The organism is Herbaspirillum sp., assembly GCF_017744395.1.
In the GTDB taxonomy this organism is placed as follows: Bacteria; Pseudomonadota; Gammaproteobacteria; order Burkholderiales; family Burkholderiaceae_D; genus Herbaspirillum.
On record NZ_JAGIBI010000001.1, the window covers coordinates 1,139,916 to 1,161,874 of the forward strand.

The 21,959-nt window shown below is 65.0% G+C and carries 19 protein-coding genes; 10 read left to right on the plus strand and 9 right to left on the minus strand.

What is annotated here, in order from left to right:
- Positions 1 to 128 precede the first annotated feature (128 nt).
- From J7548_RS05185 to J7548_RS05220, 8 genes are all read left to right on the plus strand, one after another.
- Entirely contained in the window at positions 129 to 1,628 is a 1,500-nt protein-coding gene (locus tag J7548_RS05185) for an ABC transporter substrate-binding protein (RefSeq protein WP_290971250.1), read from the plus strand.
- 18 nt (positions 1,629 to 1,646) lie between these two features.
- The gene (locus J7548_RS05190) at positions 1,647 to 2,585 is read left to right on the plus strand and encodes an ABC transporter permease (protein ID WP_290971253.1); all 939 of its coding nucleotides are present in this window, start codon (positions 1,647 to 1,649) and stop codon (positions 2,583 to 2,585) included.
- Positions 2,586 to 2,598: 13 nt separating this feature from the next.
- Positions 2,599 to 3,492, plus strand: a complete 894-nt coding sequence (locus J7548_RS05195) for an ABC transporter permease (protein WP_290971256.1) — start codon at positions 2,599 to 2,601, stop codon at positions 3,490 to 3,492.
- A 9-nt stretch (positions 3,493 to 3,501) separates the two neighbouring features.
- Positions 3,502 to 4,461 (plus strand): ABC transporter ATP-binding protein, encoded by a 960-nt coding sequence (locus J7548_RS05200; RefSeq protein WP_290971259.1) that lies wholly within the window; start codon positions 3,502 to 3,504, stop codon positions 4,459 to 4,461.
- Positions 4,462 to 4,471: 10 nt separating this feature from the next.
- Positions 4,472 to 5,440, plus strand: coding sequence for a dipeptide ABC transporter ATP-binding protein (locus tag J7548_RS05205; RefSeq protein WP_290971262.1), 969 nt, complete (start codon positions 4,472 to 4,474; stop codon positions 5,438 to 5,440).
- Positions 5,441 to 5,468: 28 nt separating this feature from the next.
- A complete protein-coding gene (locus tag J7548_RS05210) occupies positions 5,469 to 7,088 on the plus strand; it encodes a gamma-glutamyltransferase family protein (protein ID WP_290971264.1) in 1,620 nt (539 codons plus the stop codon).
- A 13-nt stretch (positions 7,089 to 7,101) separates the two neighbouring features.
- On the plus strand, positions 7,102 to 7,890 hold the full coding sequence (locus tag J7548_RS05215; protein WP_290971265.1) for a GntR family transcriptional regulator: 789 nt from the start codon (positions 7,102 to 7,104) through the stop codon (positions 7,888 to 7,890).
- A gap of 78 nt (positions 7,891 to 7,968) precedes the next feature.
- Positions 7,969 to 8,868, plus strand: a complete 900-nt coding sequence (locus tag J7548_RS05220; protein ID WP_290971266.1) for a 2-dehydropantoate 2-reductase — start codon at positions 7,969 to 7,971, stop codon at positions 8,866 to 8,868.
- Between the two features lie 821 nt (positions 8,869 to 9,689).
- Here J7548_RS05220 and J7548_RS05225 read toward each other — a convergent pair.
- The 9 genes from J7548_RS05225 to J7548_RS05265 all read right to left on the minus strand — a co-directional run bounded on the left by J7548_RS05225 (position 9,690) and on the right by J7548_RS05265 (position 19,387).
- Positions 9,690 to 10,538, minus strand: a complete 849-nt coding sequence (locus J7548_RS05225) for a M55 family metallopeptidase (protein WP_290971269.1) — start codon at positions 10,536 to 10,538, stop codon at positions 9,690 to 9,692.
- Between the two features lie 18 nt (positions 10,539 to 10,556).
- Positions 10,557 to 11,600, minus strand: a complete 1,044-nt coding sequence (locus J7548_RS05230) for a P1 family peptidase (RefSeq protein WP_290971271.1) — start codon at positions 11,598 to 11,600, stop codon at positions 10,557 to 10,559.
- A complete protein-coding gene (gene gsiD, locus J7548_RS05235; protein WP_290971632.1) occupies positions 11,600 to 12,499 on the minus strand; it encodes a glutathione ABC transporter permease GsiD in 900 nt (299 codons plus the stop codon). Before gsiD ends, J7548_RS05230 begins: the two co-directional genes overlap by 1 nt.
- Before the next feature lie 49 nt (positions 12,500 to 12,548).
- Positions 12,549 to 13,469, minus strand: coding sequence for a glutathione ABC transporter permease GsiC (gene gsiC / locus J7548_RS05240; RefSeq protein WP_290971273.1), 921 nt, complete (start codon positions 13,467 to 13,469; stop codon positions 12,549 to 12,551).
- A 137-nt stretch (positions 13,470 to 13,606) separates the two neighbouring features.
- Positions 13,607 to 15,178 carry a glutathione ABC transporter substrate-binding protein GsiB gene (gene gsiB / locus J7548_RS05245; RefSeq protein WP_290971276.1) on the minus strand — a complete coding sequence of 524 codons (1,572 nt, stop codon included), beginning with the start codon at positions 15,176 to 15,178 and terminating at the stop codon, positions 13,607 to 13,609.
- A gap of 97 nt (positions 15,179 to 15,275) precedes the next feature.
- The gene (locus J7548_RS05250; RefSeq protein ID WP_290971279.1) at positions 15,276 to 17,129 is read right to left on the minus strand and encodes a dipeptide ABC transporter ATP-binding protein; all 1,854 of its coding nucleotides are present in this window, start codon (positions 17,127 to 17,129) and stop codon (positions 15,276 to 15,278) included.
- 24 nt (positions 17,130 to 17,153) lie between these two features.
- Positions 17,154 to 18,152: an isoaspartyl peptidase/L-asparaginase gene (locus J7548_RS05255; protein WP_290971282.1), complete on the minus strand. Its 999-nt coding sequence runs from the start codon at positions 18,150 to 18,152 to the stop codon at positions 17,154 to 17,156.
- Positions 18,149 to 19,081, minus strand: coding sequence for a MurR/RpiR family transcriptional regulator (locus J7548_RS05260; protein WP_290971285.1), 933 nt, complete (start codon positions 19,079 to 19,081; stop codon positions 18,149 to 18,151). Before J7548_RS05260 ends, J7548_RS05255 begins: the two co-directional genes overlap by 4 nt.
- Positions 19,082 to 19,183: 102 nt before the next feature.
- Positions 19,184 to 19,387 (minus strand): hypothetical protein, encoded by a 204-nt coding sequence (locus tag J7548_RS05265; protein ID WP_290971288.1) that lies wholly within the window; start codon positions 19,385 to 19,387, stop codon positions 19,184 to 19,186.
- A 33-nt stretch (positions 19,388 to 19,420) separates the two neighbouring features.
- Here J7548_RS05265 and J7548_RS05270 point away from each other — a divergent pair, with 33 nt between their 5' ends.
- Both J7548_RS05270 and J7548_RS05275 read left to right on the plus strand, forming a co-directional pair.
- Positions 19,421 to 20,356, plus strand: coding sequence for a LysR family transcriptional regulator (locus J7548_RS05270; RefSeq protein ID WP_290971291.1), 936 nt, complete (start codon positions 19,421 to 19,423; stop codon positions 20,354 to 20,356).
- Between the two features lie 261 nt (positions 20,357 to 20,617).
- Positions 20,618 to 21,934 carry an MFS transporter gene (locus tag J7548_RS05275; RefSeq protein WP_290971294.1) on the plus strand — a complete coding sequence of 439 codons (1,317 nt, stop codon included), beginning with the start codon at positions 20,618 to 20,620 and terminating at the stop codon, positions 21,932 to 21,934.
- Positions 21,935 to 21,959: the final 25 nt, after the last annotated feature.

A 21,959-nucleotide genomic window follows, 5' to 3' on the forward strand; every position in this document is an offset into this window, starting at 1 on the left:
ACATTGATGTATCCGCCCTTGCCCCCAGGGTGTTCAGCGACTACATTGGGCCAATAGCCCGCCGTAGCGAGTCCTCTGCAGTGAGCCCGGTTGCCGATATGTCCATCTGAACTTTCAAAGGAAAAAGTATGAACCAGCGCGTTCCCCGCCTGCTGTTGTCCGCACTTTCCAGCGCCCTGATGGCCGGCGCCGGCTGGTCGGCCTTGGCCGCCACGCTCCACATTTCGCTGGATGCCGATCCCGGCAAGCTCGACCCGACCCAGTCCTCGATGCTCAATGAGCGTATCGTCTACCAGAGCATCTTCGACAAGCTGGTGGACCTGGACGGCGAAGGCAAGATCATCCCGATGCTGGCCGAGCGCTGGACCATTTCGGACGACCAGAAGACCTACACGCTCTACCTGCGCAAGGGCGTGAAGTTCCAGGACGGCACGCCCTTCGACGCCAAGGCGGTGGAATTCAACCTGCTGCGCGGCCAGGAAAAGACCTCGCTGCGCCGTAACGAACTCAAGTACGTGAGCAAGATCACGGTGGTCGACGAGCACACCGTCAAACTGGAGCTCTCCACGCCCTTCGCGCCCTTCATGTCCATCCTGACCGACCGCGCCGGCATGATGTCCTCGCCGGCCGCGGTGAAGAAATACGGCGACGACTACGTCAACAACCCGGTCGGCACCGGCCCCTTCATCTACAAGGGCCGCCTCAAGGGCGCCACCATCACGCTGGAGAAGAATCCCAACTACTGGCAAGCCGGCCTGCCCAAGGTGGACGGCGTGGTCTACAAGATCATGCCGGACGTGAACGTGGCCTTCAACAACCTGCGCAGCGGCCAGGTCGACATCACCAACCGCTTTCCGTACAAGGAAATCACCAACATCGCCGCCGGCGCCAAGTACACCGTGCTCAACAAGCCCTCGCTGGGCTTTCGCGGCTTCTACATGAACACCGGCAAGCCGCCCTTCGACAAGAAGGAAGTGCGCGAGGCGGTCGATATCCTGATCGACCGCAACGCCATCGCCAAGGTGGTCTACAACAATGCGGTAGCGCCCGGCCATTCGCCGTTCTCCAAGGCGCAGTTCGCCAACGGCCCCAGCGATGCGCCGCCCAAGGTGGATGTGGCGCGCGCCAAGGAATTGCTGAAGGCGGCCGGCAAGGAAGGCGGCTTCAGCTTCAAGCTGACGCTGCCGACCACCGCCGACGAGCTGCAAGCCGGGCAGATGATCCAGGGCATGCTGCGCCCGGCCGGCATCAACGTGACGCTGGAGAAGACCGAGCTGGCCACGCAGATCGAGAACGGCAAGACCGGCAACTTCGAAGGCCTGTTCGTGGGCTGGAGCGGCCGCCCCGACCCGGACCAGAACATCTATGACTTCGTCACCGCCAACGGCTCGCTGAACTACTCGCACTATGGCGCCAAGGAGGTCGACGAGATCCTGCAGAAGGCGCGCGTGGAAGGCGACCAGGCCAAGCGCCGCGCGCTCTACGACCAGGCCATGGCGCTCCTGGTCAAGGATGTGCCCTACATCTACCTGGTGCACGACAACGTGCTGTTCGGCATCGCCAAGTCGGTCAAGGGCTTCCAGTACGTGCCCGACGGCGTAATCCGCACCGCCACGGTATCGAAGTAAGCCCGCCCTCCGCCCGACATGCAAAAGCTGCTCAAGCGCCTCGCCCTCTCCATCCCCACGCTGGTGCTGGTCAGCATCGTGGTGTTCTCGCTGCTGGCGGTGCTGCCGGGCGACCCGGTGGCCGCCATCCTCGGCATGGAAGCCACGCCCGAAGCCGCCGCCGCGCTGCGCGCCAAGCTCGGCCTGGACGATCCGCTGCTGGTGCAGTACGGCCACTGGATCTGGGCCGTTCTGCACGGCGACCTCGGCCGCTCCTTCATCGACAACACGCCGGTGGCCGAGGCATTGTGGCAACGCCTGCCGGTGACCATCGAGCTGGCGCTGGGCAGCTTCGCGGTGGCGGTGCTGATCGCGGTGCCGGCCGGCATCCTCTCTGCGGCGCGGCCGCGTGGCGTGGCCAACGCGCTGGGTACCTTCATCGCCCTGTTCGGGATGTCGGTGCCGCACTTCTGGCTGGGCATGATGTTCATTATCCTGTTCGCGGTGAAGCTGGGCTGGCTGCCGGCCTCGGGCTTCGTGCCGCTGTCGGAGGACTGGCAGGCCAACCTGCTGGCGATGCTCATGCCCATGGTCGTCACCGGCCTGCGCGAGGCGGCGATCCTGATGCGCATGGTGCGCAGCAGCCTGCTCGAAGTGCTCAACGAAGACTACATCCGCACCGCCTTCTCCAAGGGCCTGCGCGACTGGCAGGTGGTGCTCGGCCACGCGCTGCGCAACGCCATGATTCCGGTGGTCACGGCCAGCGGCCTGATGGTCTCGGGCATGCTGGGCGGGCTGGTCATCACCGAGAGCATCTTCGGCATTCCCGGCATGGGCAAGATGATCGTGGACGCCATCTTCCAGCGCGACTACGTCACCGTGCAGGCCGGCGTGCTGGCCGCCACCGTGATGGTGGTGATCGTCAACTTGTGCGTCGACCTGCTCTACAGCGTGATCGATCCGCGCATCGCGCGCTGATCGAGGAACTCATATGACCACCGCAACCAATACGCCCAATCCGCCCCCGCAAGCCGCCCTGCCCGCCGCGCCGCGCTACCGCACGCTGCGCCGCTTCGCCGGCAACCGCCTGGCCACCATCGGCGCGGCCATCATCGCGCTGCTGGTGCTGCTGGCCATCGCCGCGCCGCTGCTGGCCCGCTACGACCCCATCTTCGACCAGGACTATGCCAATATCCTGGCCGGCCCCGGCGGCGCCCACTGGCTGGGCACCGACGACCTCGGGCGCGACATCTACACGCGTATGCTGTACGGCTCGCGCATCTCGCTGCAGGCGGCGCTGATCTCGGTCGGCCTGGCCTTCTCGCTGGGCGTGCCGATCGGCATCGTCAGCGGCTACTACCGCGGTACGGTCGATGCGGTGGTGATGCGCGTGGTGGACGCGCTGCAGGCCTTCCCCTCGCTGATCCTGGCGCTGGCCCTGGCCGCGGCCCTGGGCGGCGGCTTCTACAACGCCATGGTGGCGGTCGGCATCGGCTTCACCTCGTCCTTCGTGCGGCTGGCGCGCGGCCAGGCCATGACCATCCGCAACCTCGACTACGTGATGGCGGCGCGCTCCATCGGCGCCGGCGACCTGCGAATCATGTGGCGCTACGTGCTTCCCAACGCGCTGGCGCCGCTGGTGATCCAGGCCACCTTCGCCATGGGTACGGCGATCATCGCCGAAGCCGGCCTGTCCTACCTCGGCCTGGGCGCGCGTCCGGAGGACCCGAGCTGGGGTTCGATGCTGCACATCGCCCAGGGCTACCTGAACACCGCGCCGATGCTGGCCATGTGGCCGGGCCTGGCGATCTTCCTGGTGGTGCTGGGCTTCAACCTGCTGGGCGACGGCATCCGCGAAGTCTTCGATCCCAAACTGAGCCGCTGAGCGCATCCCATGCTAGAGATCCAGAACCTCAAGGTCGAATTCAAGAGCCACGGCCGCAGTATCGCGCCGGTGGACGGCGTCTCCTTCTCGGTCGGCCATGACCAGACCGTAGGCCTGCTGGGCGAATCGGGCTGCGGCAAGAGCGTGACCGCGCTGTCGGTGCTGCGCCTGTTCCCGATGGCCAGCAAGGCCAGGCTCTCGGGCGCGATCCGCTTCGGCGGGCGTGACCTGCTGCAGGCCGGCGACGCCGAGCTGCGCGGCATCCGCGGCAAGGACATCGCCATGATCTTCCAGGAACCGATGACCTCGCTCAATCCGCTGCACCGCGTGGGCCAACAGCTGGCCGAGATGCTGCGCGTGCATACCGACCTGCCGCGCGCGCAGATCGAGACCAAGGTGGTCGCCATGCTGGAGCGCGTCGGCCTGTCGCGCGCGGCCCAACTGGTGGACGAATACCCGCACAGCCTGTCGGGCGGCATGCGCCAGCGCGTGATGATCGCCATGGCGCTGCTGTGCCGGCCGCAGGTGCTGATCTGCGACGAGCCGACCACGGCGCTGGACGTCACCATCCAGGCGCAGATCCTGGACCTGATGCGCGATTTGAAGCGCGAACAGAAGACCTCGATCCTGATGATCACCCACGACCTCGGCGTGGTGGCCGAGATGTGCGAGCGGGTGGTGGTGATGTACGCCGGCCAGGTGGTCGAGGAAAGCAGCGTGGCCGACCTGTTCGACCGCCCCGCCCATCCCTATACCCATGCGCTCATGCGCGCGCGACCGGCGCTCGATTCCACGCCCGGCGCGCCGCTGACGGCGATCCCCGGCAGCGTGCCGCCGCCCGGCCTGGCCGGCCCCGGCTGCCGCTTCGCCGCGCGCTGCCCGCGCGCCCAGGACATCTGCCGCCAGGAGATGCCGCCGCTGGATGAACTCCATGCCGGCCACGCCGCGCGCTGCTGGTATCCGCATTGAAAGGCCGGACATGAATCCTCCCCTGCTCGAAGTCAACGGCCTGAAGAAGCATTTCGGCGCGCCCGGCGGCGCCGCGGTGAAGGCCGTCGACGACGTTTCCTTCTCCATCGCCGAAGGCCGCACGCTGGGCCTGGTGGGCGAATCCGGCTGCGGCAAGTCCACCACCGGGCGCAGCGTGCTGCGCCTGATCGAACCCAGCGCCGGCAGCGTGCGCTTCATGGGCAAGGAAATCACCCTGCTGCCCGCCGGCCAGTTGCGCGCCATGCGCCGCCACATGCAGATGGTGTTCCAGGACCCCTACGCCTCGCTCAATCCGCGCATGACCATCGGCGAGGTGCTGGAAGAACCGCTGGCCGTGCACAAGCTGCACGACCGCGCCACCCGCCGCCGCATGGTGGCCGAGGCGCTGGACATGGTCGGCCTGAACCCGTCCTACGCGGCGCGCCACCCGCACGAGTTCTCCGGCGGCCAGCGCCAGCGCGTGGGCATCGCCCGCGCCATCATCACCCGTCCCAAGCTGGTGGTAGCCGACGAGGCCGTGTCGGCGCTGGATGTGTCGATCCAGGCGCAGATCCTCAACCTGCTCAAGGACCTGCAACAAGAGCTGGGCCTGACCTATCTCTTCGTCTCGCACGACCTGGCGGTGATCCGCCACGTCAGCGACAGCATCGGCGTGATGTACCTAGGCCGCATGGTGGAACTGGGCACGCGCGAGGAGATCTACGCCAACCCGCTCCATCCCTATACGAAAGCGCTGCTCTCGGCCATCCCGCGCGAGCATCCGAACGAGAAGCGCGAGCGCATCGTGCTGCAGGGAAGCATCCCCAACCCGGCCGCGCCGCCCGCCGGCTGCCATTTCCATCCGCGCTGCCCGTCCTGCATGGAAGTCTGCAAGACCGAAGCGCCCGCCGCGATCAAGGTGAGCGAGGGCCGGACCGTGGCCTGCCACCTGTATCGCGAGAATTCATTTCACCAATAACATCGACCTGCCTGACAGAGAGACGACCATGCCCGCCTTCCCCCGCTTCGACAGCAACCACTATCCCTACATGTCGCGCCGCAGCGCCGTCTACGCGCGGCGCGGCATGGTCGCCACCTCACAGCCGCTGGCGGCGCAGGCCGGCCTTGAAGCGCTGCAGAAAGGCGGCAACGCCATCGACGCCGCCATCGCCGCGGCCGCCGCGCTGACCGTGGTCGAGCCCACCGCCAACGGTATCGGCGGCGACGCCTTCGCGCTGGTCTGGCATGGCGGCAAGCTGCACGGCCTGAACGCCAGCGGCCCGGCGCCGCAATCCATCTCGGCCGAAAAACTGGCCGCCGCCGGCCACCAGGAAATACCCAAGTACGGCGCCCTGCCGGTGACCGTGCCCGGCACGCCCAGCGCCTGGGCCGCCCTGGCCAGGCGCTTCGGCAAGCTGCCGCTGGCGCAATCCATGGCCGGCGCCGTGGCGCTGGCGCAGGACGGCTTCCCGGTCTCGCCGATAGTGGCGCACGCCTGGCAGGTGGCCCACAAGAACTTCAAGCGCGAGTTCAAGGATGCGCACTTCCAGTCCTGGTTCGACACTTTCTCCATCGACGGCCTCGCGCCCAACGCCGGCGAACTGTGGCGCTCGCCCGGCCACGCCGCCACGCTGCAGGCGATCGCCGCCGACAACGCCGAGAGCTTCTACCGCGGCGCGCTGGCAGAGAAGACCGCCGCCTTCATCCGCGAGGCCGGCGGCTACATGCAAGCCACCGACCTGGCCGCCTACCAGCCCGAATGGGTCGATCCCATCGGCGTGAACTACCGCGGCTACGACGTCTGGGAGATCCCGCCCAACGGCCACGGCATGGTGGCCCTGATGGCGCTGAACCTGCTGAAGGCCTACGACTTCTCCGAACGCGACACGCTGGCCACCTACCACCGCCAGATCGAAGCCATCAAGCTGGCCTATGCCGACGGCCTGGCCCACATCGCCGACCCGGCGCACATGAAAGTGAGCGTGCAGCAGCTGCTGTCGGATGCCTACGCCGACGAGCGCCGCAAGCTGATCGGCGCGCGCGCCACGCTGCCGGTAGCGGGCGATCCGTCGCGCGGCGGCACGGTCTACCTGTGCACCGCCGACGCCGAAGGCAACATGGTGTCCTTCATCCAGAGCAACTACATGGGCTTCGGCTCCGGCCTGGTGGTGCCCGGCACCGGCATCGCGCTGCACAACCGCGGCAACAACTTCACGCTGGAAGCCGGCCATCCCAATATCCTCGCCCCCGGCAAGCGCCCCTACCACACCATCATCCCCGGCTTCATGACCAGGGACGGCCAGCCGGTCGGCCCGTTCGGCGTCATGGGCGGCTTCATGCAGCCGCAAGGCCACGTGCAGATGGTGATGAACACGGTGGACTTCGACCTCAACCCGCAGGCCGCGCTGGATGCGCCGCGCTGGGAATGGGAGAAAGGCAACAAGGTCTCCATCGAGCACACCACCGCCGAACACCTGTTCCGCGGCCTGGCGGGCCTGGGCCATGAAGTGTCGTGGTCGGGCAACCAGCTCGGCTTCGGCCGCGGCCAGATCATCTGGCGCAACGACGACGGCGTGCTGTGCGGCGGCACCGAGCCGCGCACCGACGGCAGCATTGCCGCCTGGTGAGGATGCGCCCATCGTGAAAAGCGTCGCCGCTCCCCCGCCTGCCGAAACGCTCCCGGAGTCAGCCGAAGGCGAAGTCCGCAGCGGCTCGTTGCCCGAATATGTCTACGCGCGCCTGCGCCAGGACATCTTCGACATGCGCCTCCTGCCCGGCGACCAGATCACCGAGACCGAGATTGCGGCCTACTTCAAGGTCTCGCGCACGCCGGTGCGCCAGGCCTTGCAGCGCCTGCAGGGCGACGGCCTGATGCAGGGCTATGTGCGCGGCGGCTGGGAAGTGGTGCCGATGGACTTCAAGCGTTTTTCCGAGCTATACGAAATGCGCAAGCTGATCGAGACCCACGTGGTGCAGCGCCTGTGCAGCCGCGATCCCGCGCATCCGGTGGACCTGTCCTGCATCGACGGGTTGCGCCGGATCTGGTGCGTACCCGCATCGGATCGCGAACCTGACGGTTCCAAGGCCTCGCTGCTGGACGAGCAATTCCACCAGACGCTGGTGCGCGCAGCCGGCAACCAGGAAATGGCCGACACCTTCGACCGCCTGACCGACCGCATCCGCATCGTGCGGCGGCTCGACTTCCTCTATGGCGACTGCCTGCACTCGACCTACGAGGAACACGCCGCCATCCTCGACTGCATCGCCGGCGGCAATGCCGAAGAAGCGATGCGCCTGATGGGCGAGCATATCGACGGCAGCCATGCCGAGGTCAACCAGATCACCCTGCACCGCTTGCACGGCGCGCGCGCCACCTCAAGCGCCAAACCGCCGCCGTATGTCGCGGTGCGCGTGCGCCGGCAGTTCTGACCGGCCCGCCTGAAGGCATGCCGGCGCTGTGCTAGGCTTTGCGCTTTGCTACGTTTCCCGGATACACAGGAGAGAGTGATGAAAGTTGCGGTGATGGGCGCAGGCGCGGTAGGTTGTTATTACGGCGGCATGCTGGCGCGCGCCGGCCATGAAGTAGTGCTGGTAGGCCGCCCTCAGCACGTTGAAGCCTTCAACACAACCGGCCTGCGGCTGCAGGCGCAAAGCTTCGACGAAACCATTCCCGTCAAAGCTTCCACCGATGCGGCCATTGCCGCCGGCGCTGACCTGGTGCTGTTCTGCGTCAAATCCACCGATACTGAAACCGCCGGCGTGCAGTTGCGCCCCCACCTGCGTCCCGACACGCTGGTACTGGCTCTGCAGAACGGCACCGACAACGCCGACCGCCTGCGCGGCGTGATCCCGCAGCCGGTGGCGGCCGCCGTGGTGTATGTCGCCACCGAGATGGCCGGCCCCGGCCACGTCAGGCACCATGGCCGCGGCGAACTGGTGATCGAACCGTCGGCGCGCAGCGAGGAAGCCGCGCAGGCGCTGATTGCCGCCGGTGTTCCTACCCAAATCTCCGACAACGTGCGCGGCGCATTGTGGACCAAGCTCATCCTCAATTGCGCCTACAACGCGCTGTCTGCCGTCACGCAACTGCCCTACGGCAGGATCGTGCAAGGCCAGGGTGTGGCCGAGGTGATCCGTAACCTGGTCGCCGAATGCCGCGCCGTCGCCGCGGCCGATGGCGTTACGCTGGCTGGCGATGTGGATGCCGCCGTGCGCCTGATTGCCGAGACCATGCCGACGCAATACTCCTCCACCGCGCAGGATTTGGCGCGCGGCAAGAATAGCGAGATTGATCATCTGAATGGTTTTATTGTGCGGCGTGGGCAGGTGTTGGGGATTGCTACGCCGGTTAACCTGACGATGTATGCGCTGGTCAAGTTGGTGGAGCAGAAGAAAGAACCTCGTTAGGTTCATGAGTTCATGAGTTCATGACAAGGCCCTTTCCTTTGGGGCTTTGGAATTGCTTTCTAGGTAATCTGGTTTTGCTACGTGCAGATGTACTGGCTTTAGTCTTTTCTTTCTTCGGTCGACGGGGAGCGCCGGGGGCGGCCCGGCAGCCGCTCACTTTCTTTGGCCCGCCAAAGAAAGTAAGCAAAGAAAACGGCCCCTAAGTGCCAGCCCTCCTGCGGAGGGTTCCCGTTGGAGCGCCATGAAAAATGGGCGAGGCAGAGTCGCTTCGCTCGACTGCCTCGCTGATCCATTTTTCATGGCGCTCCAACGGCTGGCCCACAAGGGGAAATGCTTAAATGCCTCGCCTGCGGCATCGAGATGGGGATCGTGGTTCGCTACCTTTTTGGGATTTGCTGGCGTCTTAACGACGCTGGATCCTGACCTTCGTCAGGATGACGGCGATAGCGAGATAGCGAGCCACCGCATCGATGCCGCAGGCGAGGGAAAGCACAGCAATGCCGAAGGCGAGCCGGACACGAAGTCCGCTTCTGATCAGCCGCTGAGGAGGCAGAAAAAATGGATCAGTGGGGCAGTCGGAGCGAAGCGACTCTGCCACACCCATTTTTTCTGCCTCCTCAGCGAGTACCCCGAAGGGGCTGGGCAGTAGCGGTCGCCTTCTTTTGCTTACTTTTCTTGGCGAGACAAGAAAAGTGAGCGGCTGCCGGGCCGCCCCCGGCGCTCCGCTTCGACCGGAGAAAGATAAGCATTAAGCCAGTACATCTGCACGCAGCAAGACCAGACTACCTGCAACACCACAAAGCAAAAAAAGTAACCCCTACTCAACGCAACATAGCCGACATCGCCGACAGGCTGTTCAATACCCGCACCGCATACTCAGCAGTAGGCGCATCAAACTCCACAGTGACATTGTCCATCCGTTCGAGGATCGGCAACTGGCTGAACAGATCGGCCAGCGCCACGCTCTGCGCCTGCAAACGACAGCGCAGCGGACCGGGTAAGACGAGCGACGGCATGGCCGACGGCTGCGCCAACCACTTCGCCACAGCCTCTTTCGCCCGCACTTCCAGCAATGCACACGATTGCGCAGGCGACAGCGTATCGCCGCTATTGGCGCCGTAAGCCTTCTTGGTTTCGGCGAACACCGCATGCGGAAACAACGGCCGGTTCTCTTCGACAAAAGCATCGTCGCCACTGCCAAAGATCACCGGCACGCCATATCCGCCGGCCAAGGCGCCATATAAACCAGCCTCCCCCATTTCCTGCCCGCCTAGCCAGACACGGGCAAAGGCAAAACTGTTGGTGGTGTGCGCCAGGATGCCGCGCCCCTGGGCGCGCGAATGGTAGCCCACCAGCATCACCGCATCGACCTCCTGGTCGACCCCGCCCATCATGCCCAGCACACGCGGCTTGCCCAGCACCATGCGCGCTTGCGGATGCAGCAGGTCGGGCAGCAGGTTGCGGAAACCGCCGTGCGAGTCGTTGGCCTTGACGGCGGTGGCGCCGGCGGCCAGCGCGCCGCGGATGACGGCGTTGGCTTCCTCGGTCATCCAGCGCCGCGCGCGTTCATACTCGCCGTTGCCGGCGCGGGTCTGCTCAGGATGGAAAACGCCGGCGACGCCTTCGATGTCGACCGAGACCAGGATATTGGCGCGCTGGGCAGTGTTCATGGGTAATCCAAAAATCAGTCAGGAAGGCAGCCGCGCCAGCCGCTCGCGCAGGCATTCGCGCACGCGGCCGTCGCGTCCGCGCACGGTCTGCGCGGCGAACAGCGCGTTGACGATGGCCTGCTCGACACTGTCGGCGGCGGCATGGAACAGCGGATCCAGCAGATGGTCCTGCAGCAGCGCCATGTTCAGGCACGCGCTGCCGGCCTCGATCTGCTGGGCGGTGGAAAAGGCCAGCGCGATATCGCCGCTGCCGTGGCCATAGGCCGAACCGGTGCGGGCCAGGCCGGCGCCGGCGCGCACCGCCAGGCGCTTCAACTGGCGCGCATCGAGCGGCGCGTCGGTGGCGATGACCATGATGATGGAACCCTTCTCCGGCGAGGTGTCGGATACCGCATCGGCCGCCAATGCGCGGCCCACGGGCCGGCCATCCAGGATCAGCTCGGGCAGCTTGCCGAAATTGGCCAGCACCAGCGCGCCCACCGTGAACCGGTTGCCGCCGGCGCCGACCTCGACCTGGCGCGAAGCGCTGCCGATGCCGCCCTTCATCTCGAAACAGGACATGCCGCGCCCCGCCCCCACCGCGCCTTGCGGCACCTCTGTGGACAAGGCATCCAACGCCTGCCGGAAATGACTCTCCTGCACCGCAAAGGCATGCATGTCGTTCAGATAGCCGTCAAAGCATTCCATCACCAGCGGATTGACCGTGGGCAGGCTGCGGCCGATTTCCGGATTGGCCTGCAGCGCGTGGCGCACCTGCGCCGTGACGATGGCCCCGACGGCGAAGGTATTGGTCAGCGCTATCGGCGTCTCCAGCGTGCCGAGTTCTTCGACCTGCACCAGCCCGACGCTCTTGCCGAAACCGTTGATCACGGCAGCCGCGGCCGGCAGCTTGTGCGTGAACAGGTTGCCGCCGTGCGGCGACACCACGGTAACGCCGGTCTGCACCGGTCCGTCGTCCAGCGTGCAATGGCCGACCCGCACGCCCTCGACATCGGTGATGCAGTTGCGCGGCCCGGCGGCGAGCCGGCCGATATGCGGCACGGAAATGGCGGAGGCCCCCATCAGCGCTGGTCGATCTTGGGATCGAGCGCGTCGCGCAAGCCGTCGCCCAGCAGGTTGAAGGCCAGCACGGTCAGGAAGATGGCGATGCTGGGGAACAGCGCGATATGCGGCGACGTGATCATGTCGGCGCGCGCCTCGTTGAGCATCAGGCCCCATTCCGGCGTCGGCGACTGCGCGCCCAGGCCGAGGAAGGACAGGCCGGCGGCGGTGATGATGGAGGTGCCGATGCGCATCGTGAAATACACCACGATGGACGAGATCGTACCGGGGAAGATGTGGCGCCACATGATCGTCATATCGGAAGCGCCGATGCTGCGCGTAGCCTCGATATAGGTCAGGTTCTTCAATTGCAGCGCATTGCCGCGCACCAGCCGGGCGAACGCGGGGATGCTGAACACCGACACCGAAATGATGACATTGAGCATGCCGCCGCCGAGGATGGCGACGATGCCGATGGCCAGCAGGATGCCTGGGAACGCGAACAGCACGTCGCAGATGCGCATCGTGATGCGGTCCCACCAGCCTTCGTAATAGCCGGCCAGCAAGCCGAACACGGTACCGATCACCGCGCCGATGGCCACCGACAGGAAACCCGACGCCAGCGAAATGCGGGTGCCGGCGATGATGCGGCTGAAGATGTCGCGGCCCAGCGAGTCGACGCCGAACCAGTGGGTCCAGGTCGGCGGCGAGTTGAGCGCGTCATAGTCGAAGAAATTCTCGGGATCGAACGGCACGATCCACGGCGCCAGGATGGCGATCGCCACCAGGAACAGCACGAAAGCGCCGGCATACATCGCCAGGTGCTGCTTCTTGAACTTGCGCCAGAACTCGCGCCACGGCGTGCGCACCTTCTGGCCGGAGACGGCGGCAGCCACCGCCGACGGGTCGGGAGGCGGCAGCGGCGCGCCGGATTCCGATACAGGCAGATTGGAAAGCGACACGGTCACCTCACTTGAAACGGATGCTGGGGTTGATCACGGCATACAGCACGTCCACCACCAGGTTGATGAAAATGAATTCCAGCGAGAACAGCAGGATCTCGGCCTGGATCACCGGGTAGTCGCGCATTTCGACGGCATCCACCAGCAGGCGTCCCATGCCCGGCCAGTTGAACACCACCTCGACCAGGATCGAGCCGCCCAGCAGGAAACCGAACTGCAGGCCCATCATGGTCACCACCGGAATGAGCGCATTGCGCAGGCAGTGCTTGATCACCACCACCTGCTCGGACAAGCCCTTCGCGCGCGCGGTGCGCACGAAGTCTTCCTGCAGGATCTCGATGAAGGAGGAACGCGTGAAGCGCGCCATCACCGCCGCCACCGCCGCGCCCAGCGTCAGCGAAGGCAGGATGTAGTGGCGCCAGGTGTCGTCGCCCACGGTCGGCAGCCAGCCCAGTTGCACCGAGAAGACCTGCATCAGCAGGATCCCCAGCGAGAAGGCCGGGAAGGAAATGCCGGAAACCGCCAGCGTCATGCCCAGCCGATCGGGCCACTTATTGCGCCACACCGCCGAAGAGATCCCGATGACCAGGCCGAACAGCACCGCCCAGACCATGGCCACCACCGTCAGCCACAACGTGGGCCAGAAGCGTGCGCCGATCTCCTCCGAAACCGGCCGCTTGGTGCGGATCGATTTACCAAAGTCGCCCTTGGCGGCGTTGATGAAGAAATTGATGAATTGCTCAGGCAGCGGCTTGTCCAGCCCGAGATCGGCGCGCACCAGCGCCACCGTCCTCTCGTCGGCCTCGGGGCCGGCCGCCAGCCGCGCCGGGTCGCCCGGCAGCAGGTGGATGAACAGGAAGACCAATACCGCCACCAGCAGCAGCGTTGGAATCAGGCCTAACAGGCGTTTGAGGACATAGGAAAACATGAAGCTCTCGCTGGTGGATCGAAACCTTGGTTATTGCTCGTTACAGGCGGGAGAGGCATGCGCCCCTCCCTGGCCTGAAGTCTTGGCGCAGAATGACAGCCATCCTGCACCGGTTACCGCATTGGCTTACTGAGGCATTACTTGGCGAATTCGATGTTCTCGAATTCGTAAGCCTGGTCAGGCATCACATAAATGCCCTTCAGGTTCTTGGCGCGTGCGTACAACAGCTTTTCAGTGACCAGGAAGGCCCACGGGGCGTCCTTCCAGATTTCCTGTTGGGCCTCCTTGTACAGCGCTTCCTTCTCCTTGCGGTCGGTCACGGTCAAGGCCTTGGCGATGGCGCTGTCGACCTTGTCGCTCTTGTAATAGGCGGTGTTGAACAGGCGCGGCGGGAAGGATTCGGAAGCCAGCAGCGGACGCAGGCCCCAGTCGGCTTCACCGGTCGAGGAAGACCAGCCGACGTAGAACAGGCGGATAGGAGCAGTAGCCGGATCCTGCCAGCTTTCCACGCGCTCCACGCGCTGGCCGGCTTCCAGGGCCTGGATCTTGGTCTTGATGCCGACCTGGGCCAGTTGCTGCTGCAGGAACTGGATCACCTTCACCGCGGTAGTGTGGGTATAGGCGGACCACAGTTCGGTTTCGAAGCCGTTCGGATAACCGGCTTCAGCCAGCAGCGCCTTGGCCTTCTTCACGTCGTACGGCCAGGCGCCGCTCTTGTAGGCATAGTCCACACCTTGCGGCAGCACGCCTTCCATCGGCACGGCGTAACCATTGAACGCCACCTTGGCCAGCGCCTGCTTGTTGATGGCGTAGTTGATCGCCTCGCGCACCTTGGGGTTGTCGAACGGTTTCTGCTTGACGTTCATCGACATATAGCGCTGGATGATCGACGGACCCGCGACCACGTCCAGGTTGCCCTTGCTCTTGAGCAGGTCGGCCTGTTCATAGGGCAGCGGATAGGTGAACTGGGCTTCGCCGGTCTGCATCATGGCGGCGCGCGAATTGTTGTCGACCACCGGCTTCCACAGGATTTCGTCGATCTTGGGATAGCCCTGCTTCCAGTAGCCGTCGAACTTGGCTACCTTCAGGTAGTCGGTCTGCTTCCACTCGACGAACTTGAACGGGCCGGTGCCGACCGGATGGAAGGCGATGTCCTTGTTGCCGTACTGCTTCAGCGCGGCCGGCGAAATCATCACCGCCGAGGGGTGGGCCAGCACGTTGATGAAGGCCGAGAACGGCTCCTTCAGCGTGACCTTGACCGTGTAGTCGTTCAGGATCTCGGTCTTGGCGATGCGGTTGAACAGGTTATAGCGCTTGAGCTTGTTCTCCGGGTTGGTGACGCGGTCGAACACGGCCTTCACCGCATCGGCCTTGAAGGTGGTGCCGTCATGGAACTTCACACCTTGCTTCAGGCGGAAGGTGTACTCCAGGCCATCCTTGCTGACCAGGTAGCCTTCAGCCAGCACCGGGATCAGCTTCATGTCCTTGTCGAAGCCGAACAGGCCCTGGTAGAAGGACTTGGTCACCGACAGCGACAGCGTGTCGTTGGCGTCATACGGGTCCATCGTGGTGAAGGTCGATGCCACCGCGACGGTCGCGGTCTTGGCGGCGAAAGCGTTGGCCGCGCCGAATTGCATGGCTGCACCCAGGGTGCCCATGGCCAACCATTTGGCAGCGGTCATGGCTTTCATTTTTGCGGTTGCGGACATCTGTCTCTCCTGATCAGTGACTGTGTGGTTGATACTGCCTGTTGCGCTACTTGGATGACTTCATTTACTGCAAACACTCAAACACTACTACCGGCAATCAGAAAGCGCCGGCAATACTATGCGTAGCCACGAAGTGGCCGGGCGCGACCTCCTTCAGGGGCGCCACCTTGGGCTCGTCGCCCACCAGCCGGATCGGGCTGGGAATTTCGTCGGTCATCAGCTTCTTGCCCGGCTGACGCAGGGTCGGATCGGCCACCGGCACCGCCGCCATCAGCTTGCGGGTGTAAGGATGCTGCGGGTTCTCGAAGATGGCGCGGCGCGGGCCGATCTCGACGATCTGCCCCAGGTACATCACCGCCACCCGGTGGCTGATGCGCTCCACCACCGCCATGTCGTGCGAGATGAAGATGAACGAAATACCGAGCTCGGCCTGCAGGTCCAGCATCAGGTTGACGATCTGCGCCTGGATCGACACGTCCAGCGCCGACACCGATTCGTCGGCGATCACGATCTTCGGGTTCAGCGCCAGGGCGCGCGCGATGCAGATGCGCTGGCGCTGGCCGCCGGAGAATTCGTGCGGATAGCGCTGGCCGTGTTCCGGCGTCAGGCCCACGCGCGTGAGCAAGGCATCGACGCGCTCCTGCGCGCCCTCCTTCATGCCATGCACCAGCAGCGGCTCCATGATGGAATAGCCGACCGTCATGCGCGGGTCCAGCGAAGCGAACGGGTCCTGGAAGATGAACTGGATGTCGCGCCGCAGGTGGCGCAGTTCCGAGCGCGGCAGCTGCGCCAGGTCGCGCCCGCCGAACTCGACGCGGCCGCCGGCGATGTCCACCAGCCGCAGCAGCGAACGCCCGGTGGTGGACTTGCCGCAGCCGGATTCGCCGACGATGGCCAGCGTCTCGCCCGCGAACAAATCGAAATTGACCTTCTCCACCGCATGCACGCGCTGCTTCACGCGGCCGAAGATGCCGCTCTTGACGTCGAAGCGGGTGGTCAGGTCGCGCACTTTCAGAATCGGTTCGCGCTGCCCGGCGATTTCCCCCTGGCCCTGCAGCTCGGTGGCGATGGCTTCCGGCTTGGCCTCGGCTTCGGCGGCGATGCCGAAGCGGCGCGGCTTGTCGGTGCCGCGCATCGAACCCAGGCGGGGTACGGCGGCCAGCAACGCTTGGGTATAGGGATGGCTGGGCGCGGCGAAGATGCTTTTGACGTCATTCTCTTCGACCTTCTCGCCGCGGCACATCACCACCACGCGGTCGGCCACTTCGGCCACCACGCCCATGTCGTGGGTGATGAAGACCACGCCCATTTGCATTTCCTCCTGCAGCGAGCGGATCAGTTGCAGGATCTGCGCCTGGATGGTCACATCCAGCGCCGTGGTCGGCTCGTCGGCGATCAGCAGCGACGGCTTGCACGACAAGGCCATTGCGATCATCACGCGCTGGCGCATGCCGCCCGACAGCTGGTGCGGATGGCGGCCCAGTACGCGCTTGGCTTCCGGGATGCGCACCATCTCCAGCATGCGCAGCGCCTCGGCCTGCGCCGCCGCACGGCTTTTTCCCTGGTGCAGGCGGATCGATTCGGCGATCTGCTCGCCCACCGTGAACACCGGGTTGAGCGAGGTCATCGGCTCCTGGAAGATCATCGCTATCTCGGCGCCGCGGATGCTGCGCATGGTGGCGTTGTCGGCCTGCGCCAGGTCCAGCGACTGGCCGTTGCGGCGCAGGAACTGCATGCCGCCCCCGACGATCTTGCCGCCGCCGTGTTCGATCAGGCGCATGATGGCCAAGGACGACACCGACTTGCCGGACCCCGATTCGCCGACGATGGCCAGCGTCTCGCCGCGGCCGACATGGAATGACAGGCCGCGCACCGCATCCACCGTCCGTTCGGAAGTGGAAAAGCGCACGCTCAGGTTGCTGACGTCCAGCACGCGTTGTGGCTGTTGCATTTCTCGTTTCTCCTGCTCGCCTGCTTATTGCTCAGCCTGGTAGATCGCCGTTACCGGCGTCTGCTCTCCGCGCCCATAGGCGCGGTACATGCCTTCGGTGTTGAAGGGCAGCGCCAGGTTGCCCTGCGCATCGAGCGCAATCAGCCCCCCGCGCCCGCCCACCAACGGCAGCAACTGGAACACCACCTTCTCGGCCGCCTGCTGCAAGGTATCGCCAGCGTAGGCCATGCGCGCGGCCACATCATAGCTGGCGGCGGTGCGCATGAACGCCTCGCCGGTGCCGGTGGCCGACACCGCCGCGGTCGAATTGGAAGCGTAGCAGCCGGCCCCGATCAGCGGCGAATCGCCGACGCGGCCGGGCTGCTTGTTGGTGATGCCGCCGGTCGAGGTGGCGGCGGCCAGGTTGCCGAACCTGTCCAGCGCCACGGCGCCGACGGTGCCGAACTTGTTGTCGGGGTCGATCGGCGCCTTTTCGCCTTTCACGGCCTCGTCGCCCTTGTGGGCGAAGGCGAAGGAAGCGGCGTCATGGTCCAGCATGGCCCGGCTCTGGCCGCGCACGCGCAACCATTGCTGATGGCGGGCATCGGTATGGAAATAGCCGGGCTCGGCAGTCGCCACCCCGTTCCTGGCGGCGAAGGCTTCCGCCCCCTGGCCGACCAGCAGCACATGCTCGCTCTTTTCCATCACCGCGCGCGCGGCCAGCACCGGATTGCGGATATTGGTGACGCAGGCCACCGCGCCGGCGGCCAGGTCGACGCCGTTCATCACGCTGGCGTCCAGCTCATGCTTGCCCTCGCTGGTGTACACCGCGCCGTGCCCGGCGTTGAACAGCGGGCAGTCTTCCAGCAGGCGCACCGCCTCGGTCACCGCTTCCAGCGCCGAGCCGCCGGCATTGAGCACGGCCTGGCCGGCGCCGACGATGTCGGCCAGCGCCCGGTGGTAGCGCGCTTCTTCTTCAGCGCTCAGGGAATCGCGGGAAATGGTGCCGGCGCCGCCATGGATGGCGATGACAGGAGTATTCATGCTTTCGTCTTTCCTTTGGATCTGGCGGCAGGCTTGCCCACCGGGGTCGTTCCTGCGCGCTGCTGCTGCGGCAGGTAAAGCCACGGCAACACGAATTCGGTCATTTGCGATGCCGCCTGCACCGACCGGCTGGCGCGATGCGCGACCGCGTCGCACAGCGCCTGGATCAGGATCAGCGCGGCCGCGTCGGAGGTCGGCGAGAGCTTGCGGTCGGTCTGCGCGAAGATCGTCACATCGGCCAGCGGCACCAGCGGCGAGCCGGGCACATCGGTGATGGCGAGGATTTTCGCGCCCTTTTCCACCGCGCGCTGGGTCAGCAGGATGGTGTCGGCGGCATAGCGCGGAAACACCATCGGGATCACCAGGTCGCGGCTATCGAGCTTGAAGAACTGGCGGCCGGCCTGCGACGGGCCGCCCGCCAGCGCCACCGACGACACGGTGCGCACATAGGGCTCCAGCGCGTGCGCCATCAGCCCGGTCAGGTAGGCGGAAGCGCCGAAGCCGGTCACGAAGATGCGCTCGGCGGCCAGGATCATGTCCACCGCCTGCTCGCATTGTTCGGGCAGCAGCATGCGGCGGGTGGCCTCGATGTTGTGGATGTCGTTCTCGAACGCGGCGGCCATGATCTCGGCGCTGGTGGCCGGGCGCTGCACTTCGTTGCGCAGCTTTTCGACCGGCGCCAGCGTAGTCTCGAAATCGGACACCAGCGCGGCGCGCAGCGAAGCGTAGCCGTCGAAGCCCAGCGCATGGGCGAAGCGGTTGGCGGTGGCGACCGAGACGCCGGCCGCTTCCGACAGCTCGTCGATGGTCATGGTGGCGGCGCGGAACGGATTGCCCAGCACGTAGTCGGCCGTCTTGCGGTGCGACTTGGACAACTGCGGATACAGCTTGCCCACGGTCTGCGCCACTGCGCCCGCGCCTTGCAGCATGATGTTTTTCGGCTGTTGCGCCACAGTCCGCCTCGGTCCCATGAAAGTGTTTTTTATCGGTGCCTCGCAGACTTCCTGCCTGCAAGAAAAATGTAAATATATTTACATTTCATTTGCGAGTAAAGAAAAAATACTTTCAAAAACAAAATATCGATATATGCACCAGAAATAACAGCAAAAGGCTTCCAGATGCACCGTTATCGCTGCATTTTTTATCGCACCGCACCAAAATGAGAAGCTGCCGGAGCAGGCTGCAATGGATAAAATACGCTCCTTTGCAGGTATGTGGAATAGTGCGATTTTCATACCTGCGCTCCATCTTCCCACCGCCCCTGCATCATGAACATCCGCTTCCTGGAAACCTTCGTCTGGCTGGCCAAGCTACGCAACTTCCGCCTGACCGCCGAACGCCTGCACACCACGCAAGCGGCCGTCTCCAGCCGCATCGCCTCGCTCGAGCAGGACTTCGGCGTGCGCCTGTTCGACCGCAGCGCGCGCGAGGTAGCGCTGACCGCCGACGGCAGCAAGGCGCTGGTGTATGCGGAACGCATGGTCAAGCTCATGCGCGAGATGAAGGACGACATGTCCGACAAGCAGGTCTACGCCGGCGTGATCCGCATCGGCGTGATCGAGTCCATCGTGCATAGCTGGTTCCCCGATTTCCTCGGCCGCCTGCACAAGGCCTTCCCGCGCCTGCAGATCGAGATCGCCAGCGACACCACCATCCACCTGCACGAGCAATTCAGCAAGGGCAACCTCGACCTGGTGCTGCAGGCCGAGCCGGTGATCGGCCCGCAGGTCAGCAATATCGCGCTGTGCGAATTCCCGATGCGCTGGGTCGGCAGCCCCAAGCTCGATATCGGCAGCGAGACGCTGACGCTGTCCGACCTTGCCGCCTTCCCGGTGGTCAGCTTCGCGCGCAACTCCGGCCCGCATGCGGTAATCGAGCGCATGTTCTCCAGCAGCGAGCGCAACAACCTGCACATCAACTGCATCGCCTCGGTGGCCACCATGATCCGGCTGGTCACCGACGGCTTCGGCATCGCGGCGGTGCCGCCGGCCATCATCCAGCGCGAACTCAATGAAGAGATATTGCACCTGCTGCGGGTCGATACCGAATTCCCGGCGCTGGCCATGGTCGCCTGCTTCCGCTCGGACCATGAGAATCCGCTGACCGAAACCGTGGCCCGCATCGCCCAGGAAACCGCCTCCGATTTCGCACTCAATTGGGGACACGAGATCGCACGCCTGCCCTCTTCCCTGGCTGCAGGCTGAATTCCCGCGCCGCAGCACGGCACCAACATGCGGCGTCGCGCGCCCCGCTTTTGCTCATAAGATTTTTCAATCAATCCTGTTCAGATTTTCTTGTTGGACAGCGTCCCTCCCTCATCCCCATACTGAATTAAGACCGGCATCCGCCTGGCGCCATCGCATGCGCCGGGCAATCACAAGAATCCGACCGGCTCAGCACACTGTCCAGACATCCGCGCGCCGCCGCAAACCGGCTCGGCTCATCAACAATTAGGGAGGTAATGCATGTCTTATTCCACATCCGCCGCGCTCGATCCGGTTTCCGGCGCCGACGGCAACGCATCCGAGATGGATGCCACCTATCGCAAGGTCGCCTGGCGGCTGATCCCGTTCCTGGTCTTCCTGTTCGTGCTGGCCTGGATCGACCGCGTCAACGTCGGCTTCGCCAAGCTGCAGATGCTGCAGGACCTGCAATTCTCGGAAGCCGTCTACGGCCTGGGCGCCGGCATCTTCTTCATCGGCTACTTCCTGTTCGAAGTGCCCAGCAACCTGCTGCTGGAAAAGATCGGCGCGCGCAAGACCCTGGCGCGCATCACCATCCTGTGGGGGCTGGCCTCGATGGCGATGGCCTATGTCACCACGCCAACCACCTTCTACATCCTGCGCTTCCTGCTGGGCGTGTTCGAAGCCGGCTTCTTCCCCGGCGTGGTGCTGTACCTGACCTACTGGTTCCCGGCCCGGCGCCGCGCCCGCGTCAACGGCCTGTTCATGACCTCGTTCGCCATCGCCGGCGCCGTCGGCGGCCCGATCGCCGGCCTCATCATGAGCGGCATGGAAGGTGTCGGCCACCTGGCCAACTGGCAGTGGCTGTTCATTCTCGAAGGCATCCCCTCGCTGCTGGCCGGCTTCGCTGTGCTGGCCTGGCTGCCGGAAAAACCGGCCAACGCCAAGTGGCTGTCCGAGGCCGAAAAGAACGCCTTGACGCAAACCCTGGCCGCTGAAAACAGCGCACCCGGCAAGCACCTCTCGTTCAAGGACGCCTGCGCCAACTACCGCGTGTGGATCTGCGCCGCCGTCTACTTCTGCGTGGTCAGCGGCAACGCCACCATCGCGTTCTGGGCGCCGTCGATCATCAAGGAGATCGGCATCAAGGGCAACCTGCAGATCGGCCTGATCTCGGCCATCCCCTTCATCGCCGGCACGCTGGCCATGGTGTGGAACGGCATCCATTCCGACAAGACCGGCGAGCGCCGCATGCATAGCGCCGTCGCCACGCTGATCGCCTGTATCGGCCTGGTCGCCACCGGCATGACGCTGGGCAACGCCGCCATCGCTCTGTGCTCGCTGACGGTTGCCGCCATCGGCATCCTGGCCGCGTTCCCGGTGTTCTGGTCGATCCCGGCCGCATTCCTGGCCGGCACCGCGGCCGCCGGCGGCATCGCGCTGATCAACTCGATCGGCAACCTGGCCGGCTTCGTGGCGCCGTACATGATCGGCGCCCTGAAGACCAGCACCGGCTCCCTGTCTTCCGGCCTGTACTTCGTGGCCGCGCTCGAATTCCTCGCCAGTTTCCTGGTGGTGGTGTTCGTCAAGAAGCAGTAAGCATTTTCCCGCCGGAGCCACCTTT

What these genes read in the sequence shown, in the direction of transcription:
- J7548_RS05185 (WP_290971250.1), top strand. Translation starts at nt 129, where the DNA reads ATGAACCAGCGCGTTCCCCGCCTGCTGTTGTCCGCACTTTCCAGCGCC.
- J7548_RS05205 (WP_290971262.1), top strand. Translation starts at nt 4,472, where the DNA reads ATGAATCCTCCCCTGCTCGAAGTCAACGGCCTGAAGAAGCATTTCGGC.
- J7548_RS05270 (WP_290971291.1), top strand. Translation starts at nt 19,421, where the DNA reads ATGAACATCCGCTTCCTGGAAACCTTCGTCTGGCTGGCCAAGCTACGC.
- J7548_RS05255 (WP_290971282.1), bottom strand. Translation starts at nt 18,152, where the DNA reads ATGAATACTCCTGTCATCGCCATCCATGGCGGCGCCGGCACCATTTCC.
- J7548_RS05210 (WP_290971264.1), top strand. Translation starts at nt 5,469, where the DNA reads ATGCCCGCCTTCCCCCGCTTCGACAGCAACCACTATCCCTACATGTCG.
- J7548_RS05230 (WP_290971271.1), bottom strand. Translation starts at nt 11,600, where the DNA reads ATGGGGGCCTCCGCCATTTCCGTGCCGCATATCGGCCGGCTCGCCGCC.
- J7548_RS05260 (WP_290971285.1), bottom strand. Translation starts at nt 19,081, where the DNA reads ATGCTGCAAGGCGCGGGCGCAGTGGCGCAGACCGTGGGCAAGCTGTAT.
- J7548_RS05190 (WP_290971253.1), top strand. Translation starts at nt 1,647, where the DNA reads ATGCAAAAGCTGCTCAAGCGCCTCGCCCTCTCCATCCCCACGCTGGTG.
- J7548_RS05195 (WP_290971256.1), top strand. Translation starts at nt 2,599, where the DNA reads ATGACCACCGCAACCAATACGCCCAATCCGCCCCCGCAAGCCGCCCTG.
- J7548_RS05275 (WP_290971294.1), top strand. Translation starts at nt 20,618, where the DNA reads ATGTCTTATTCCACATCCGCCGCGCTCGATCCGGTTTCCGGCGCCGAC.
- J7548_RS05220 (WP_290971266.1), top strand. Translation starts at nt 7,969, where the DNA reads ATGAAAGTTGCGGTGATGGGCGCAGGCGCGGTAGGTTGTTATTACGGC.
- gsiC (WP_290971273.1), bottom strand. Translation starts at nt 13,469, where the DNA reads ATGTTTTCCTATGTCCTCAAACGCCTGTTAGGCCTGATTCCAACGCTG.
- J7548_RS05250 (WP_290971279.1), bottom strand. Translation starts at nt 17,129, where the DNA reads ATGCAACAGCCACAACGCGTGCTGGACGTCAGCAACCTGAGCGTGCGC.
- J7548_RS05225 (WP_290971269.1), bottom strand. Translation starts at nt 10,538, where the DNA reads ATGAACACTGCCCAGCGCGCCAATATCCTGGTCTCGGTCGACATCGAA.
- gsiB (WP_290971276.1), bottom strand. Translation starts at nt 15,178, where the DNA reads ATGTCCGCAACCGCAAAAATGAAAGCCATGACCGCTGCCAAATGGTTG.
- J7548_RS05265 (WP_290971288.1), bottom strand. Translation starts at nt 19,387, where the DNA reads ATGAAAATCGCACTATTCCACATACCTGCAAAGGAGCGTATTTTATCC.
- J7548_RS05200 (WP_290971259.1), top strand. Translation starts at nt 3,502, where the DNA reads ATGCTAGAGATCCAGAACCTCAAGGTCGAATTCAAGAGCCACGGCCGC.